Here is a 17,228-nt window from a genome sequence, read left to right on the forward strand (position 1 = left end):
CTGATATCCGAATGGAAACTTGGTTCCGGCACCTTGCCGGTTATTCTACGTAGAGTACCAATCCTTTCAGATATTCTCCTTCGGGATGATAGATGTTTACCGGATGGTCGGCCGGTTGAGTCAGCTGGTGTAGAATGCGTACGCTACGCCCTGACATGGCTGCTGCGGTAAATACGGCAGTACGGAAATTGTCTTTGCTTACCACTTGCGAACAAGAGAAAGTAAACAGGATACCGCCTGGTTTGATTTTCTCGAATGCTTTGGCGTTCAGTTTACGGTAACCTTGCAAAGCATTCCGCAGTGCATCTTTATGTTTGGCGAATGCGGGCGGATCAAGGATGATTAAATCATACTGGTCGCCCATGCGGTCGAGATATTTGAAAGCGTCCTCGGCAAACGCCTCGTGGCGGGAATCACCGGGGAAGTTTAATTCCACGTTTTTGTTAGTCAGATCAATCGCTTTGGCTGAACTGTCGACAGAGTGCACGAGTTTCGCACCTCCGCGCATGGCGTAGAATGAGAATCCGCCGGTGTAGCAGAACATATTCAGTACCGAACGGTCTTTGGCGTAACGTTCCAGCAAAGAACGGTTTTCACGCTGATCTACAAAGAATCCGGTCTTCTGACCTTTCAGCCAGTCCACATGGAACTTCAAGCCATATTCTTGTGCGATATTATCACTGCTTCCTCCTTTCAGAAAACCGTTTTCGGGGAAAAGGTCTGCCTTAAAAGGAAGAGTTGTTTCTGATTTATAATAGATATTTTCGATCTTGTCACCCATTACTTCGGATAAAGCTTCGGCAATTGTCATGCGGTCTACATGCATTCCCGCAGAGTGTGCCTGCATAACAGCGGTTTTGGCATAAACGTCAATCACCAGTCCGGGGAGATTGTCTCCTTCACCGTGAACGAGACGGTAAGTGTTGTTGGTCGGATTAGTGGCGATGCCGATACTGCGGCGCATATCGTATGCAATTTCCAGTTTGCGTTTCCAAAAATCGTGATCGATAGGTTCCTGGCGGAAAGACAGTACGCGCACAGCAATACTTCCGATCTGGAAATGTCCTTCGGCAATAAATTCTTTTTTTGAGGTGTACACTTCTACAACTTCACCTTCATCGGGCTCTCCGTCAAAACGAGCGATAGCACCGGAAAAAATCCAGGGGTGGAATCTCTTAAGAGAATCTTCTTTACCAGGTTTGAGATATACTTTATGCATAATGTAGTCTTTCCTCAACCCTCTCCCAAGGGGGAGGGCTTCAGATCGTTTTATTATTGGTTATTAATCACTTATTTTATTACTTATCACTTCTTCCGCGGGAGAGACAGTAGCTGTCAGCGGAGAAACCTCCCAATCTCCCGTCTGTTTCAGTTCTTGCAACAGATTGTAGATATTGAGGCATGCCCATGCATCGGTAGCAGCGTATTGTTTCTGTCCGTCACTTAATACATCAGCTTCCCAGTTGGACAAGCGTTGTGATTTGGATATTTTTTCTTTGAATAAGATGGCGTAAATCTTTTGCAGACTTTTGTCCTGTATTCCGAATTGACGCACATAGTCCTGTAATTCGATACAGCTTTGTTGGGTGAAAGGTGCACGTTTGTGCAGCATCATAAAGTCGTCTTTCAGTGAAAGTCCCACTTTGATTACAGCCGGATTTTCTAACAAGTCAACCAATGGCTGAGTCAATCCCGTCATATTGAGCCGGAATAAGAAACAGCATTCTTCGGAAGAAATCTGGAGAAGTGCTACTTTGTGCGATTGTCCTTTGGTAAAGGAAGGGCGAGTTTCGCTGTCGATACCTATCACTGGTCTGGATTGGAGGTAAGCTACAGCTTTTTCCGTTTCAGCTTCCGACTGGATAACATAAATACGTCCCGGAAAGACTGTTTTCGGGAGTTCTTTTAGTTCATCTTTATCTATGGTTCTTCTTACAATCATTTTTATTTTAATTCATCATCGTGGCAATGGCAACCGTCTTCGTGACAGTGGCAATCATCATCGTGGCAATGACAGCCATCTTCTTCACAACAATCGTTGTCGTCGCTTGGTTCGTAAAATCCTTCTTCATTACCTACTTCCTCTTCTTCTTCCTCCTGGTTGTATTTCACGTCATGAAGGGCGCGAAGTGTGTTTACCAGTTTCTGTCCCCACAGTGTACCGAAGTTTTCCTGGCAGATGGCCAATGAATCATTCATTGTTTCGTTCAGTCCCAGTTGGAAGACAAATATGAAATCTTTAATATCCTGATAAATGTCGGCCAGGTCTTCCGATATAGACTTCTTGATAGGTTGGTCGCTATACACCATATCTTGCACGAATACGTCCAGATAATCATCCTTGTCAGCCATCAATCCGGAAAGGTTGATACGCAGAATTTCGTAAATCTCTTCTGTGACATACGTTTCAAGTGCTTCGTCCCCGATAGTCTCACATTTGGGCAGCATAGATGCTTTGAGATAGAGTAGGGGAAGTATTTTTAATGATGTATCAACGAAAGTGCTACGCTTCATGCGTTCGGCACGTTCGAGAAATGCACAAAATTCGGCAGCTACCGTTACGAACTCAATTACGTTTTTATCAAATATCGTTTGGCTTTCTTTTTCCATGATCTATATTGATTTGAAACGCAAAGGTAAGAAAAAGGATTGAATGAGCGTAGTGCTCGTTATTTTTTTATTATTTTTGCAGCTTAGAATCTCATTCCAGTTTTATAAAAAAGAATTAAAGACTCATGGCAAAGAAGAAATTAGATAAGGAGGCGGAACGTACTCCCTCTTCCCCCAGTAAAATTTTGGCTGTATTTAAGAATGAAACCATTCATTTTGTAATCGGATTGATGCTGGTCATCTTTTCCGTTTACCTGTTGTTGGCTTTTTCTTCCTTCTTCTTCACGGGGGCTGCCGATCAAAGTATTATTGATAGTGGCAGTTCGGCAGATTTGGCAGCTGTTAATAATCAAGTGAAGAATTATGCAGGTTCACGCGGAGCGCAGTTGGCCAGTTATCTGATTAATGACTGTTTCGGCGTTTCCTCTTTCTTCATACTTGTTTTCCTGGCAGTGGCAGGATTGAAGTTAATGCGTGTACGTGTTGTACGTCTGTGGAAGTGGTTTATCGGCTGCACACTCTTGCTGGTCTGGTTCTCCGTATTCTTCGGATTTGCCTTTATGGATCATTATCAGGATTCCTTCATTTATTTGGGAGGTATGCACGGATATAATGTCAGTCGTTGGCTGATTTCGCAAGTTGGAGTACCCGGTGTGTGGATGATCCTGTTGATAACGGCTATCTGTTTCTTCATATATATAAGTGCACGTACCGTCATCTGGTTGCGTAAACTCTTCGCATTGAGTTTCCTGAAACGCGAAAAGAAAGAAGAAAAGGAGAATGTTCCGGAAGGAGAAGGAGATCCGGAATTTACGACCTCCCAACCGCAAGAAGTGGAGTTCAATTTGAAACGGACGTATAAACAGACACCTCCTCCGGCACCAGTGATGGATATTCAGGCTGAAGAACCTGAAGACGACTTTCCTATTAATAAACCGGAAAAGGAAGATACTTCCGTATCTGACGAAAGTGAAGGAGTGACTATGGTATTTGAACCGACTGTTTCCAATCCTGTTCCTATTGTGCAGGAAGACTCTTTGGAAGAGGCGGAACCCGGATTTGAGGTGGAACCGGCAGCTTCGGAAGAAGAATACCAAGGACCTGAACTCGAACCGTATAATCCTACTAAGGACTTGGAAAACTACCGTTTCCCGACTATCGATTTGATGAAGCATTTTGAAAATGATGATCCGACGATTGACATGGACGAGCAGAATGCAAATAAAGACCGCATCATCAATACATTGCGCAGCTTCGGAATCGAAATCAGTACGATTAAAGCAACTGTGGGACCTACGGTAACTCTATATGAAATTACTCCGGAACAGGGAGTACGTATTTCTAAAATCCGTGGTTTGGAAGATGATATCGCATTGAGCCTTTCCGCTGATGGTATCCGTATTATTGCTCCGATACCGGGTAAAGGAACCATCGGTATTGAAGTACCGAACAAGAATCCGAAGATTGTTTCCGGACAGAGTGTGATCGGAAGCAAGAAATTCCAGGAATCCAAATATGACTTGCCTATTGTATTGGGTAAGACGATCACGAACGAAGTCTTTATGTTCGACCTTTGCAAGATGCCGCACGTATTGGTGGCAGGTGCAACCGGTCAGGGTAAATCAGTCGGTTTGAATGCCATTATCACTTCCTTATTATATAAGAAGCATCCGGCAGAATTGAAGTTTGTACTGGTCGACCCGAAGAAAGTAGAATTCAGCATCTATTCGGTGATTGAAAATCACTTCCTTGCCAAACTTCCTGATGGAGGCGAACCGATTATTACGGACGTAACGAAAGTAGTGCAAACCCTGAACTCGGTTTGTGTGGAGATGGATACCCGTTATGACCTTTTGAAGATGGCACATGTGCGTAATATCAAAGAATATAACGAGAAATTTATCAACCGCCGCCTGAATCCGGAAAAGGGACATAAGTTTATGCCGTATATCGTAGTGGTGATTGACGAGTTCGGAGATTTGATTATGACCGCCGGTAAGGAAGTGGAACTTCCGATTGCCCGTATTGCACAGTTGGCGCGTGCTGTCGGCATCCACATGATTATCGCTACACAGCGTCCGACTACTAATATTATTACAGGTACGATCAAAGCCAACTTCCCGGCACGTATCGCATTCCGTGTATCTGCCATGATGGACTCCCGTACTATTCTCGACCGTCCGGGTGCTAACCGTTTGATTGGTAAGGGGGATATGCTCTTCTTGCAGGGAGCCGATCCGGTGCGTGTGCAGTGTGCCTTTATCGATACGCCGGAAGTGGAGGAAATTACGAAGTTTATTGCCCGTCAGCAAAGTTATCCTACTCCGTTCTTCCTGCCAGAGTTCGTGAGCGAAGATGGTGGTAGTGAAGTAGGAGATATTGATATGGGACGGCTTGATCCGTTGTTCGAAGATGCAGCCCGACTGGTAGTGATCCATCAGCAAGGTTCCACTTCGTTAATTCAGCGTAAATTCGCTATCGGTTACAACCGTGCCGGACGTATTATGGACCAACTCGAAAAAGCGGGAATCGTAGGCCCTACCCAGGGAAGCAAGGCACGCGATGTCTTGTGCATGGATGATAATGATCTTGAAATGCGATTGAACAATTTACAGTAACCGTTCGTTTATTAATCAAATGAGAAAATACATTTTTAGTGTTTTAATAGCTTTACTGTCTTTGCCTGTGATTGCCCAACAACAGCAGTCGCAGGCTAAAGTCATTCTTGATAAGACGGCAGAGGCGTTTCGTAAAGCAGGTGGTGTAAAGGCCGATTTTACTGTAAAGGCTGTGACGAACGGTCTGGTAGAAGGTGTTGAAAATGGAACGATTCAGTTGAAAGGAGAGAAATTCGTACTGAAAACGTCGGATATCATCACTTGGTTTGATGGAAAAACGCAGTGGAGTTATATGACAAAGAATGATGAAGTGAACGTCAGCAATCCGACACAGGAAGAGTTGCAGCAGATTAATCCGTATACATTTCTATATATGTATCAGAAAGGATTCTCTTATAAGTTGGGAGCAACTAAGATGTATCGTGGAAAAGCTGTTTGGGAAGTCGTTTTGACTGCCAGAGATAAGAAACAGGAGTTGGAACGTATCACTCTTTTTGTGACGAAGGATACTTATGAACCTTTGTATATTTTGCTTCAACAGCGTGGTCAACAGACACGTAATGAGATAACCATTACAAGTTATCAGACAAAGCAGAATTATGCGGATCAGGTTTTTACGTTTGATAAAAAGCAATATCCCAATGCGGAAGTGATAGATTTGAGATAATATACGTTTATAACAAAACGAAAAAGATAAATTAAAATGGCAGAAATAGAAAAAGTAAAATGCCTGATTATAGGTTCAGGACCTGCCGGATATACGGCAGCGATTTATGCAGGACGTGCAAATTTATGTCCGGTACTTTATGAAGGATTGCAACCGGGTGGCCAGTTGACTACTACTACGGATGTGGAGAACTTCCCCGGTTATCCGGAAGGAATCAGTGGTCCGCAGTTGATGGAAGACTTGCGTGCACAAGCAAGCCGTTTCGGAACAGACATTCGTTTCGGTATTGCTACGGCGGCCGATTTGAGCAAAGCTCCTTATAAAATAACAATCGACGGTGATAAGGTTATTGAAACAGAATCATTGATTATTGCTACCGGAGCTACTGCTAAATATCTGGGACTGGAGGATGAGAAGAAATATGCCGGAATGGGGGTAAGTGCTTGCGCTACTTGTGACGGATTTTTCTATCGTAAGAAAGTTGTAGCTGTAGTCGGTGGCGGTGATACAGCGTGTGAAGAAGCTGTTTATCTTGCCGGACTTGCATCCAAAGTATATCTGATTGTCCGCAAACCTTTCCTGCGCGCATCGAAGATTATGCAGGAACGAGTAATGAACCACGAGAAAATAGAAGTTCTTTTTGAACACAACGCAGTTGGTTTGTTTGGCGACAATGGGGTAGAAGGTGTAAATCTGGTGAAACGTTGGGGCGAACCGGATGAAGAACGTTACAGCTTGCCTATCGACGGTTTCTTCCTGGCTATCGGACATCAACCGAATACTGAAATATTTAAAGAATATGTTGATACGGACGAAGTGGGTTATATCATCACGGAAGGTGATAGTCCTCGTACAAAAGTTCCCGGAGTTTTTGCGGCAGGAGATGTTGCCGATCCGCATTATCGTCAGGCTATTACGGCTGCGGGAAGTGGTTGCAAAGCTGCTTTGGAAGCAGAACGTTATCTTTCTGCCAAAGGACTCATTTAATCCGGTTTATATCCGACCATAGGAGGGTATTAAAACCCTTATGAATATGAAAATCACCCACGCTAGAGTTTAATCTGTAGCGTGGGTGATTTTGTTGAGAGGGGAGTCTTGCTCCCCTTTATTTTATAAACTCAAAGCTTTTCGAACAATATTTGTCGATTGTCTTTGGTTAATACGCTTCTATTTCATCTATCCATAATTCGGCAGGAATGATTTCCGGCCCGTTATTCTTTTCAAAGTTGACACCATTACGCAGTGTGCCGCCATTCTTGATTTTGACTTTCAGGAATGTAGCCTGTGCCGGTTCAAATTCAATGGAATCGGTGAATGCAATTCTTCCTGTTTCCGGATAATCGTGTTTCAAAGCTTTTTCGGCTATCCGTGTGTATTGCTTGCCGTCTGCTGATACTTCTACAGCAACTCCTTCTGCAGGAAGAATTCTCATGGCAGGATTGAATAAAGAACCGAAAATAACTTTGCTGACTTGTGTCGGTTTATCCAGATGAACGATAAATTCCAAGTCCTTACCCTCCACGATGCCAAAACTACACCACGGAGTATAAGAAGCATTATTGCCTCGTTTGCCGTTGGTCAGTCCAAAGGTGGTTTTGTCAGCTCCTAATACATCGTTTTCATCGAATATATCGCCTGTCCATCCCATCGTATAATTAACCGTATAGGACTTTCCTGTCAATAAATTGCCATACAGTGGCTTGTGAGCTACTTTGCCCAACATCTTTCCGTCTTTGAAAGCAGCGGCTTTCAGGTCGATATTACCTTCAAGAACGAAAGGCTTTTCATATAAGATGGACACTTTGGACGGTTCGCTGCCGTCCGTTGTATACCGGATTTCCGCATTCGGGTAGAAACTTTCCAGCAATACCATTAAAGGGCCGTTTTCATCTGCGTGCGTATTTATATTTACGTCATAGAAGTTGAGACAAGGTTGGGTGTTCATAACTTTCAAACGTTCAAATTCAGTCACCATCCGTTCGCAGAAATTCTTCCAGTCTTTGTTTGCGTTTTGTGTCCAGGCCGTTTCGGCGATAGCCATTGCACGTGGGAAAGCTTGGTAGTCTGTACGTTCTGAAGTCTGCATATATTCTCTCCAAATATTACCTTGTATTCCGATGATATGCTTCTTGGCAAGCTCGTCAGCGTCGTCCGGAACAGGGTTATAGCTATATGTTTTCTTCAAGGTATTGTATCCGCCAATAGTAGTCGGAGCAATTTCCGGCTCTTCCTGATAGTAGTCCAGATATACATAAGGATTCGGAGTCATGATGGCATTATGCCCTGCTTTGGCTGCGTTCATACCGCCTTCTACACCGCGCCATGACATAACAGTCGCATTGGGAGCCAGACCACCTTCGAGAATTTCATCCCAGCCAATGATGTTTTTGCCTTTGCTATTCAGGTATTTCTCCATACGGGTAACGAAATAGCTCTGCAACTTATCTTCTTTGCTGTGCTTTATTCCGTCTATCTTACTGGGAGTTGTATCATCTTTCAACCCTAACTGGCGGATTAACTGCTGGCAGAAAGCACTGTTCTTCCACGCTGTCTTGGGACATTCATCGCCACCGATGTGAATGTATTCGCTGGGGAATAATTCTATAACTTCATCCATCACTCCTTCAAAGAATTTGAAAGTCGTTTCACTCGGACAGAATACCTGTTCGAATACTCCCCAGGTAGGAGATACTTTGTAAGTCTGTGTAGAGTCGCATGACAATTCCGGATAGGCGGCAAGTGCAGCCAATGCATGTCCCGGCATTTCTATTTCGGGAACAACATTGATGTATTTACTTGCAGCATAAGCCACTACATCTTTGATTTGCTCCTGTGTATAATAACCTCCATGTTCTTTTCCGTCGAATACTTGCGGATAGTTTACATAGTAATAGTCTACTAATGTCTTTTCACGTTTGGAACCGATTCCCGTCAATTTGGGATATTTCTTGATCTCGATTCTCCATCCCTGATCGTCTGTCAAATGCCAGTGGAAGACATTCATCTTGTTCATAGCCAGTAAGTCGATAAACTTGTAAATGTAGTCAATCGGTACATAATGGCGGCAAACATCCAACATGAGTCCGCGATGAACAAAACGGGGTGAATCTTCAATTTCTACGGCAGGAACCGACCAGTCAGCTTTCTTATCCAACTGCTTTCCGTAAATTGCCGGAGGGAGTAACTGATAAAGAGTCTGCACTCCATAAAAGAATCCGTTTGGCTGGGAAGCGGTGAGTGTAATGAGACTGGGAGTGACCGATAATTTATAACCTTCTTTCGGCATACCTTCCTGTACAACAAAAGAGATCGCCGTTTTTCCATCTGCACTTTCAGCTTCTTTCAAGGAGATTCCTGCTGTCAGTTTTAGTTGTTCGGCCAGGCTGTCGGCAATGCTTTTTACTTCCGGAGCATCCGAGGGAACTACGAGGCAGACTTTGTTGTTTAGTTCAAAGCGTCCTTCCTGTGGAAGAATCTGGTTGGGTTTGGGAACGATGTTGTACTCGTTCGCCGCTTCTTTTGTCTTCTGGCAACTGGGGGTAATCATTAGCAAGGACAAAAGAAGAAGAGAAATACTTTTCTTCATGGTCAAAATGTGTGTTAAGTTATAAATAGATTTGACAGGGCAAATGTACTTGTTTATATGATAAGTTCCAATAATATGGAAATAAAAAAAGCCGGAATGATGTCCGGCTTTTAGCTAAAGTTTCAGATTAATGTAGTTATATAATTAAGAGAGAGTTTTTATTTCAGTAGTTGCTCTTCGATGATTTGTACGTACTTCTCCGGAGTAGCTCCGACTTCAATAATCGGTTTGCCGCCTGCAGGTATGAAGAATAAGGTAGGCAATGCCTGTACACCGAAGTGATTGCATAAATCCTTTTCTTTGTCCGCATTAACCTTGTAGAATACAACTTTACCTTTATACTTTTCAGCCAGCTTTTCCATTTCCGGAAGTAAGCGCATGCAAGGTCCACACCAAGTTGCCCAGAAATCAATTATAACCGGTTTCTCGCCATTATAAACGAAATCGTTCCCTTTTCTGTAGTCGAAGATGTGTTCGAGGAAGAATTGGCGGGTAATCGGATTCAGTTTACCGTCTTCAACTTTAGTTTCCGTTACTTTAGCTTCCGCTTCCGGTATAGGAACCATGTCAAACGGCTGGAAATAAATTTTCTGATGAATATAGTCAATGGATATGATTCCGTAGTCCAGTATCTTTTTGCCTAATACGGAGCGTTTCAGGTATGGATTCTTCACTGCCATGGCATCCTCAATCTTTGTTTTTACAAACATGGTTTCAGGTAAGATGAGGCTTTCCTCTTCTTGAGTCGCTTCTTTATATCCATTGGAAACTTTTTGGTTGGTTCCTTTGGTATATTGTGTGCTCCATGTATTGAAATCTTTTTCGGTAAGATTCACTAATCCTTCGCTCCATGTATCCAGAACAAGAGAAACGGGTTTTCCCTGAATGGATATTGGACATACGATTCCTAATCCTGTAATTAGCTCAAAGTTCTCCCGGTAGTTTAATTTCATGTAAGAAGGACGATAGGGCTGCGTAATTGTGAGTTTTTTCCGCTGCATATCAATAGTCAGAACGGAAGTGCGGAAAATAGCACCGCTTAATACACCCATCACTCCCAGCTTGCGCAGATATGGTTCGTCTTCCAGAGTGAAAGCAGGCAGATCGTTGTTAAACGTGTTGTTGCCAATAGCAACTGTTGCCATTTCATATACTTTTCCAACAGGTACTTGTTTGAATACAAAATCCTGATAAGCACTAAAAGTACCGTTCTTCCCCGTGTCGATGCGTAACTTCTTGAGAGCCTCAGGAAGCAGGGCGTTATGTCCTGACAGATCGAGGACGAAGTCTGCCACTTCGCCATTAATGGCGGCTTCTACGATAATCTTTCCATCAATGGTTTTGAATGGAATGACCTCTGTCATACTGTTCTGTGTCTGTGCACTGATTCCTCCGGCAATACAAAATGCAAGTAGACAGAGATACATCTTTGTTATTATTCGCTTCATATCTTTTTTCTGTTTAAAGTTTATTTCTCTTTCCTGATTTCAATCTTTTTCTCTTGATTGTCTTTCTTGACAATAATATAACCGGTATCACCGCGGATGGCGTTCATGATATCTTCCACAGCCATTTGGCTCATGGGACAATCGTCCAAAGAAGTACCGTTGATGTTAATCACCTGGTCGCCGAAAGCAACTTTATCTTTCATGCTGTCCCAGATCGTTGTAATTTCGAATCTGTCATTGCGTGGCAGAATACTCACGTTCCAGAGAGCGGGAGCACCGCCCATGTCGGTTTTTCCTTCTTCAAACGGGAAAAAGTAGAATCGTCTGCGCATATAATCGATAATTACTTTACCGTATTCCAGTAAATCCACCCCGATGATGCTTCCATTCATCACTGTGGTCGTACTACCCACGTTCGTGAATTCTTTCCCCATGATGTTGATAGGAGGAACAGTCACCTTCTTTATATCCACCGGCTTGCCTAGACCTGTTATTCCGGCAGCTACGATACCATATCCATGGTTAGTAACTTTCGAAATGTCAGACAGCCTTTCATAATCTTCTGTAGAATAAAGCAGAAAGCCTCCCGCACCTGTATCGAACAGAACCTTGAAGTCATTGTCCCCTAAGCGGACATTGACAATGGAGTGATGATCCGTCTCATCCAACAGCGGAATCCCATCCGTTACTTTTAGTCCTTCGGGACGATACGGATAATTGATAACCATTATTTTAGAACGGGAATCGAATGTGACTACCGACTGTGCGAAAGCGTCTCCTCCAAGAATACCGACAACCCCTAGTCCGGTGAAGAATGGATTCTTAGGCAGTACCATCGTCTTCAACTGCTTGATTTTATAGTTTTCCCCGATAGAAACATTCTGTACGTGCGCTTCCTGATAATTGGAGCCTTGTGCATTCACATCGGAGATACGCATATATCCTGCGGCAGTAGCTTTCATTTCCGTTGCGGCATCATACATCGTTCCGGTTCTTCCTCCCGTATCGACGATATATTTCACTTTTATACCGTTAACAGTGACGGGGATAATGATTTTCTCTTGTATAAACTCATAAGGAATGGTGTCGCAAACCTTATTCCGGATTTGCGCTGCCATTCTTTGTCCGCAGTTTAGAAATAATAGCAGCCATAAGCCGGTCAGTATTCCTATACTTTTCATATTATTCTTTTTCATAGATAATATCCTTTACTCCGGAAGCTGTCTCAATCGTCAGTTTCGTCTTCTTTTTCTCTTTCAATTCCGGTATTCCGTTCAGAATACTTTCGCAGAAGTCATATTTCTTAGCAGGTTTGCCATTGATTTTAACTACCTTGTCTCCGACTGCTATCTTACCTTTCGTACTGCTCCATACGGTAGATACAAACAAATCTCCGTCTTTGACCGTTAAGTCAAAATTGTTACCTTGATTGTTTATTTCATTGTCCGGTTGAAATGCTTCGAAATAGAATCTTCCGCGTGGATAGTCGATGGTCACTTTACCGTATTGCAACAGTTTGACACCCAATAATGTGTAAGGGTGATTGTTGGTGCTGGTTGTTACGTTACGGAATTTGGTGGCTCCGACTGATAGCAATGGAATACGAACCCTGTAAGAAGAAGCTTTGTCCGCCTGACCGGATACTCCGATACTCCCTTCTCCATACCCTTCGGAAACCACTTCCATAGAGGCTTCCGGTTTGATTTTTTCAAAATCACTTTCGATAAGTGATAACAGGCTGGGACTACCAGTATCAAATAATACATTTATATTGCTGACCGGAGCTATCTGTACGCTGACGATCGGCATACCGCCCCCTTTGGTGAAATTCAACATCTTTCGTAAAGACACTGTCGATGGCTTTTCAGCAGAGGTAACTATAATATTTTTGGCTTGTGAATCAATAGTGACAATGGTGTTGGCGAATAAATCACTGCCGATGATGCCATCTACTCCAAAACATTCCCAGCCTTTTACTTCATCAATGACCAGTGACGGAGCATTTTTGAAATTAATAACATGGTCGGGGGTAGTCAGGTTCTCTATCCGGGTAGTCTTGTAATAGCTTTCCACGTTATTCACATCCGTTACTTTAGTCGAGTCGGTGGCTGCCATTTGCAGTGCCTGGCAGGCTTGAGTCGTGAGTGCCGTACGTCCTCCCGTATCAAATATGAAAGGACGTGCCGTGCCGTTCACTTTCATTTCGATAATCATCTTTTCACCTACCATCCGGTAAGGTATGGTTGCCTTATATTGTTGGGCGAATACAGGAACCGCCATGCAAAAGGCGACGACGGTTCCTATCATACGAGTCGTATACTTCATAAGCTAATTTTATTTGCTGACTTTTTCTGCTTCCAAAATTGCCTGATAAGCGTTTACAATACCTCCGGAAATACACAAATCATCGAAAAGGAACAAGTCTTGTGAAGGACTGTCGTTTACGCGGATTCCTTTTTCCACTTCCACCCCTTTGCGTGAAGTGACACTCTTCAGTAGTATGTCACGGATTTGCGAGCCGGTTAATTTAGGAAAATATGATTTCACTAAGGCAGCTACACCGGCTACAGTAGCCGAAGCCATTCCTTCTCCAGTTCCTTTTTGATAAGTGTCACCCATATAAGATGAATAAATGTCTGTTCCCGGAGCATAAATATCGAGAGCAGTTGCACCGTAATTGGTGTTCAATACCGGATTTCCATTCTTGTCTGAAGAAGCAACCACCATAAAATTGGTAAGTTCTCCGTCTTTTCTCATCTTCCGGTTAGGGAAAAACTCGTCTTTATCCATGTCTGCTGACAGATCCCAGACCGGAACTATTACCAATGCTCCTTTCTTTTCAGCTTCTTTCAGTGCATCTGCTACCCATTGTCTCTGTTCTTCCGGGTATAATGAATTTTGTTCCGGCAATAAAATAACATCCGCTCCATGGTTTACTGCATACTGGATAGCCAGTGCCATATCTTTTAAATAAGGTTCTCCTTCTCCCGGGTGGATGCGTAAAGTCATGATTTCTGCATTGTCTGCAATACCGTTACTTCCGATACCGTTGTCACGTTTAGCTGCGATAACGCCGGCCTTCATTACGCCTGTTGCCGCATCAGATGTCAACAGTACATTATTGCCGTAATGCGTGTCGTTAATATCCAGAGGATTATCACCTACAATTTCTTTCCGGTTATCAGTTCCGTATTTCTTTAAAGCATCTTCATAGGAAGTTTTAGCTGTTTCCACACTTTTTTTCCCCATTCTTTGGTATACGAGATCCCATTTGTCCGTTTGGTAAATGCTGAATGAATAAGCGGTAAAAACAAAAGCAATTTCAGAAAGGCTGTCTCTTTCTGCCTTAGGATCATAGCAGCTCTGGAAATCATCGACAGTTAGCTCTTTTCCGGGGAAACGCTTTTTCATGTCCTTATCAAACTTCTCAATATATTCTTCAATGACATAAGAGAGTTGCAGTCCACCGTATGAACCACCGATTCTGGATTCAGGCATTACTTTATAACGATAGTAATTGTATTCTTCCAAATTTTCCGGTGCGGGTACTTCCTGACGTTTTCCGTTAATGATTTTATAATATTTCTTTCCGTCAAAGATATAATCTGCATATTTATCTTTCAGACGGAAAAATTCACGTTCTCCTTCGCGTGTCAGAGATTCCATGACCTGACCGTCTTTGCCACCGATGAAATTCCAACCATTGATGTCGTCTATCCAACCATTCTTGTCATCGTCTTTCTGGTTTAGTTTTTCTTTGGGATTCACCCAGATAGCCTGTTTCAGATCTTCGTGTTCTACGTCCATTCCTGTTCCGATCAATGCAACAACCGGTCTTTTCTTTGCTTTCTTTTTGTTGGCATTCAAGTAATCATAAGCTTTGTTTACTTCAGCTCCGTATACACTGTCCTGGTCGAAAGAACAGTTAAACCAGTCCAGTTCGGATTGTTTTTTTTGTGTTTCTGCCTGCTGTTTGACTAACTGGGCTGATACTGTCATGCTGATAAAACAGCATACGATTGGAAATATAAGTTTCTTCATTGTCGAAAGAGTTATAATTTATATAGTTTGTTTATTGTCTTATTTTTAAAATGGCTTCTCGTACTTGTTCCCCTCGGACATTACGTGCAGCGAGTTTACCTTCTTTGTCAATGACAACAAGGAAAGGGATGGAGTAGAAACCGTAAGCAGTCTGAATAGCACTTGGAGTCTTGCTGTTTTTGGGAAATCCTGTTTTATCCCATAGCATCACCCACGGCAGTTTTTCTTCATCCAGCATTTTTCTCCATTTTGCTTCGCTGTCATCCAACGAAACACTGATGAATTCTAAATCATCTGCTTTCAGATCATTGTATATTGTCAGCATACTGCGCATCTCTTTGCGGCAAGGGCCACACCAGGAAGCACAGAAATCCAGTACGACAATTTTTCCACGGAAGTCCTTTAAACCTATGCTCTTTCCATTGTTGTCAATGAACGTAAAACCAGGACATTCTGCACCGATAATCTGGTGGGAGAGGACTTCTACTTTGTTGATTAACCATTTGGCAGACAACGAATTCCTATCTTGTTCCGGTATCATATCCAATAACATTTTGTTGGATGGGTAATCATTCACATCTGCCAGATAAGCTAATGCGGATGCCATGGCAGATGTCAGCTTCTCTTTGGCAGAAGTCGGGATTGTTGCTTTATCCGGATCTCTTTCGGTCGGCATATAGTTTTGTAAAGTCAGAAACGGATCAATGCCGGTGAATGAAAGTGAACTTTGTTCGGGATTCTTTTCATCGAAAAAACCATGAATGGTTACAGGTCTGTTTTCGAGGTATATGTTTTGCTCCGTATTCCCAATATATAGTGTATATACATCGGATATAATGTCTTTTTTTTCGGTTTCGAATACTCCATTTTGGTTAATAGGACAACTTAAAATGAGGTTCCCATTCAAATCCTTAACTTGCAAAGTGGTTGGTTTGAGTAGTCTCAACTTTCCTTTGAATTGAAGTCCGCTGTCGCTCCATAGAGGAGTGGTGCTGCATAAGAGCAATAATATCAATGAGAGTCTTATTAATTTCATGATTTGGAGTTTATAATATATGGTAAATTCTAAATATCTTTATTCTTATTTTATCTATCCTTTAATGAAATGACTAACTTAATCGTTATGGAAGAGTTTCTTTACCAATCTCCCCAGTCTCCCCAAGGATCATCATCATCGCCATCTCCTTCATCAGTTTTCGGTAGTTCCGGATAAGGTTTAATATCCCAATCTTCCGGTCCTTTGGCGATAGCTTCCAAATCAATATTATATTTTTTTAGATAGTTTGTCACAAAATCGAACTTAGTGCTTAGAAATGGATAGGTTGCCGAAGGAAACATTACTTCCCGTTCTTCTTTGGTATGACGCATGGCTATTTGCAGATAGCCGATAAATGTTTCTTTGGCTGTTGGAGGATTATCGGAATCGGGTTTAGAATGTTTACCTGATAATGAATTTACATTACCAGGATAGCCTCTTTTAAGATAATAATTAGGATCGGCTTTACTTTCGATGTCTTCACTTCTGACAATCGGAGTTAAATGGTCAAATCCTGCATCAAATTCATCTTCGGGTATGATAATATTTCCGTTGGCGATAGCTGTATTTATAACTTCATCAATTATTTTGAAGCGGCGTATGGTAAAACTATCCTTATTGCCGGCAATAGGAGTTTTCCATCCTGTGATTGGGTCATCGTAAGTACTGTGGGCTTTATCTCCCCAGAAACAAGTTATCCAGCAGTCGGTTTGGCCGTCATCATGCTCGGGCAGTGCAACATAATATTCCAGTACTCCCGGTATAATGGAAGTAAATACAGAATAATTGTATACCATATACCAGTACATGGGAAATACTCTATCCGTAACTTCCCGGTTGAGGTAAGGAAAAATGTGGTTCTTCATAAAAGTAATATAAAATGCTCCCATTTCGTCATTGAGACAATTCTCGAAGACTCTTGATGAACTACCGACTCCACCATTAGTCCAATTTTTATTGAGATCTTTTTCTGTGATATCTTTATATATTATTTTCACTCCGAAGTCTTGGTAGATTTTCATAACATCATTGTCCCATGAATTATTTCCCTGCGGAAACTCAAATCCTCCGGCAAGTGCAAGTGGATCTGGTGTCGGGTTGATAATATCTTCATTATAACAGGACGAGAATGTGAGACAGAATAGTAATATCCATACATTATATATTGGCTTCATGATTCTCTGTTGTTTAAAATTGACGATCATTATTTCTTATATTTATA

Annotated in this window: 13 protein-coding genes; 3 read left to right on the forward strand and 10 right to left on the reverse strand. The window is 42.4% G+C overall.

Annotation, left to right across the window (positions count from 1 at the left end; translation table 11 throughout):
* Positions 1 to 40: 40 nt before the first annotated feature.
* The 3 genes from AB5217_RS10735 to AB5217_RS10745 all read right to left on the reverse strand — a co-directional run bounded on the left by AB5217_RS10735 (position 41) and on the right by AB5217_RS10745 (position 2,610).
* Entirely contained in the window at positions 41 to 1,219 is a 1,179-nt protein-coding gene (locus AB5217_RS10735; RefSeq protein ID WP_004304613.1) for a class I SAM-dependent rRNA methyltransferase, read from the reverse strand.
* A gap of 63 nt (positions 1,220 to 1,282) precedes the next feature.
* Positions 1,283 to 1,942 (reverse strand): 3'-5' exonuclease, encoded by a 660-nt coding sequence (locus AB5217_RS10740; protein ID WP_004301815.1) that lies wholly within the window; start codon positions 1,940 to 1,942, stop codon positions 1,283 to 1,285.
* Positions 1,943 to 1,944: 2 nt separating this feature from the next.
* A complete protein-coding gene (locus AB5217_RS10745; protein WP_004304614.1) occupies positions 1,945 to 2,610 on the reverse strand; it encodes a DUF5063 domain-containing protein in 666 nt (221 codons plus the stop codon).
* A 125-nt stretch (positions 2,611 to 2,735) separates the two neighbouring features.
* On the opposite strand from AB5217_RS10745, the gene AB5217_RS10750 reads away from it, so the two are divergent.
* The 3 genes from AB5217_RS10750 to trxB are packed head-to-tail and all read left to right on the forward strand — an operon-like array spanning position 2,736 to position 6,882.
* On the forward strand, positions 2,736 to 5,228 hold the full coding sequence (locus AB5217_RS10750) for a DNA translocase FtsK (protein WP_004309853.1): 2,493 nt from the start codon (positions 2,736 to 2,738) through the stop codon (positions 5,226 to 5,228).
* 19 nt (positions 5,229 to 5,247) lie between these two features.
* Positions 5,248 to 5,895, forward strand: a complete 648-nt coding sequence (locus tag AB5217_RS10755) for a LolA-like putative outer membrane lipoprotein chaperone (RefSeq protein WP_004309851.1) — start codon at positions 5,248 to 5,250, stop codon at positions 5,893 to 5,895.
* 36 nt (positions 5,896 to 5,931) lie between these two features.
* Positions 5,932 to 6,882 (forward strand): thioredoxin-disulfide reductase, encoded by a 951-nt coding sequence (trxB, locus tag AB5217_RS10760; protein WP_004309849.1) that lies wholly within the window; start codon positions 5,932 to 5,934, stop codon positions 6,880 to 6,882.
* A 169-nt stretch (positions 6,883 to 7,051) separates the two neighbouring features.
* Here the strand turns inward: trxB and AB5217_RS10765 are convergent, their stop codons facing one another.
* From AB5217_RS10765 to AB5217_RS10795, 7 genes are all read right to left on the reverse strand, one after another.
* Complete coding sequence (locus AB5217_RS10765) at positions 7,052 to 9,481, reverse strand: beta-N-acetylhexosaminidase (RefSeq protein ID WP_022199639.1); 2,430 nt, start codon at positions 9,479 to 9,481, stop codon at positions 7,052 to 7,054.
* 158 nt (positions 9,482 to 9,639) lie between these two features.
* Positions 9,640 to 10,929: a thioredoxin domain-containing protein gene (locus tag AB5217_RS10770; protein WP_008775498.1), complete on the reverse strand. Its 1,290-nt coding sequence runs from the start codon at positions 10,927 to 10,929 to the stop codon at positions 9,640 to 9,642.
* Positions 10,930 to 10,949: 20 nt separating this feature from the next.
* The gene (locus AB5217_RS10775; RefSeq protein WP_008775499.1) at positions 10,950 to 12,125 is read right to left on the reverse strand and encodes a pepsin/retropepsin-like aspartic protease family protein; all 1,176 of its coding nucleotides are present in this window, start codon (positions 12,123 to 12,125) and stop codon (positions 10,950 to 10,952) included.
* Complete coding sequence (locus tag AB5217_RS10780; protein WP_004309842.1) at positions 12,112 to 13,254, reverse strand: aspartyl protease family protein; 1,143 nt, start codon at positions 13,252 to 13,254, stop codon at positions 12,112 to 12,114. The genes AB5217_RS10775 and AB5217_RS10780 overlap by 14 nt, the downstream gene beginning before the upstream one ends.
* 9 nt (positions 13,255 to 13,263) lie before the next feature.
* Positions 13,264 to 14,970, reverse strand: a complete 1,707-nt coding sequence (locus AB5217_RS10785; RefSeq protein ID WP_004309840.1) for a S8 family serine peptidase — start codon at positions 14,968 to 14,970, stop codon at positions 13,264 to 13,266.
* A 31-nt stretch (positions 14,971 to 15,001) separates the two neighbouring features.
* Positions 15,002 to 16,006: a TlpA family protein disulfide reductase gene (locus tag AB5217_RS10790; RefSeq protein WP_004309838.1), complete on the reverse strand. Its 1,005-nt coding sequence runs from the start codon at positions 16,004 to 16,006 to the stop codon at positions 15,002 to 15,004.
* Positions 16,007 to 16,107: 101 nt separating this feature from the next.
* Positions 16,108 to 17,181 carry a hypothetical protein gene (locus AB5217_RS10795; protein WP_004309837.1) on the reverse strand — a complete coding sequence of 358 codons (1,074 nt, stop codon included), beginning with the start codon at positions 17,179 to 17,181 and terminating at the stop codon, positions 16,108 to 16,110.
* Between the last annotated feature and the right edge of the window lie 47 nt (positions 17,182 to 17,228).

The sequence above is a fragment of the Bacteroides sp. MSSM.1001136sp1_RTP21357st2_D2_RTP21359_211015 genome, from assembly GCF_040913205.1.
Classification (GTDB): domain Bacteria; phylum Bacteroidota; class Bacteroidia; order Bacteroidales; family Bacteroidaceae; genus Bacteroides; species Bacteroides ovatus.

Excerpts from the sequence above, each read along its gene's own strand:
- AB5217_RS10735 (WP_004304613.1), bottom strand. The coding sequence starts at position 1,219 with ATGCATAAAGTATATCTCAAACCTGGTAAAGAAGATTCTCTTAAGAGA.
- AB5217_RS10740 (WP_004301815.1), bottom strand. The coding sequence starts at position 1,942 with ATGATTGTAAGAAGAACCATAGATAAAGATGAACTAAAAGAACTCCCG.
- AB5217_RS10745 (WP_004304614.1), bottom strand. The coding sequence starts at position 2,610 with ATGGAAAAAGAAAGCCAAACGATATTTGATAAAAACGTAATTGAGTTC.
- AB5217_RS10750 (WP_004309853.1), top strand. The coding sequence starts at position 2,736 with ATGGCAAAGAAGAAATTAGATAAGGAGGCGGAACGTACTCCCTCTTCC.
- AB5217_RS10755 (WP_004309851.1), top strand. The coding sequence starts at position 5,248 with ATGAGAAAATACATTTTTAGTGTTTTAATAGCTTTACTGTCTTTGCCT.
- trxB (WP_004309849.1), top strand. The coding sequence starts at position 5,932 with ATGGCAGAAATAGAAAAAGTAAAATGCCTGATTATAGGTTCAGGACCT.
- AB5217_RS10765 (WP_022199639.1), bottom strand. The coding sequence starts at position 9,481 with ATGAAGAAAAGTATTTCTCTTCTTCTTTTGTCCTTGCTAATGATTACC.
- AB5217_RS10770 (WP_008775498.1), bottom strand. The coding sequence starts at position 10,929 with ATGAAGCGAATAATAACAAAGATGTATCTCTGTCTACTTGCATTTTGT.
- AB5217_RS10775 (WP_008775499.1), bottom strand. The coding sequence starts at position 12,125 with ATGAAAAAGAATAATATGAAAAGTATAGGAATACTGACCGGCTTATGG.
- AB5217_RS10780 (WP_004309842.1), bottom strand. The coding sequence starts at position 13,254 with ATGAAGTATACGACTCGTATGATAGGAACCGTCGTCGCCTTTTGCATG.
- AB5217_RS10785 (WP_004309840.1), bottom strand. The coding sequence starts at position 14,970 with ATGAAGAAACTTATATTTCCAATCGTATGCTGTTTTATCAGCATGACA.
- AB5217_RS10790 (WP_004309838.1), bottom strand. The coding sequence starts at position 16,006 with ATGAAATTAATAAGACTCTCATTGATATTATTGCTCTTATGCAGCACC.
- AB5217_RS10795 (WP_004309837.1), bottom strand. The coding sequence starts at position 17,181 with ATGAAGCCAATATATAATGTATGGATATTACTATTCTGTCTCACATTC.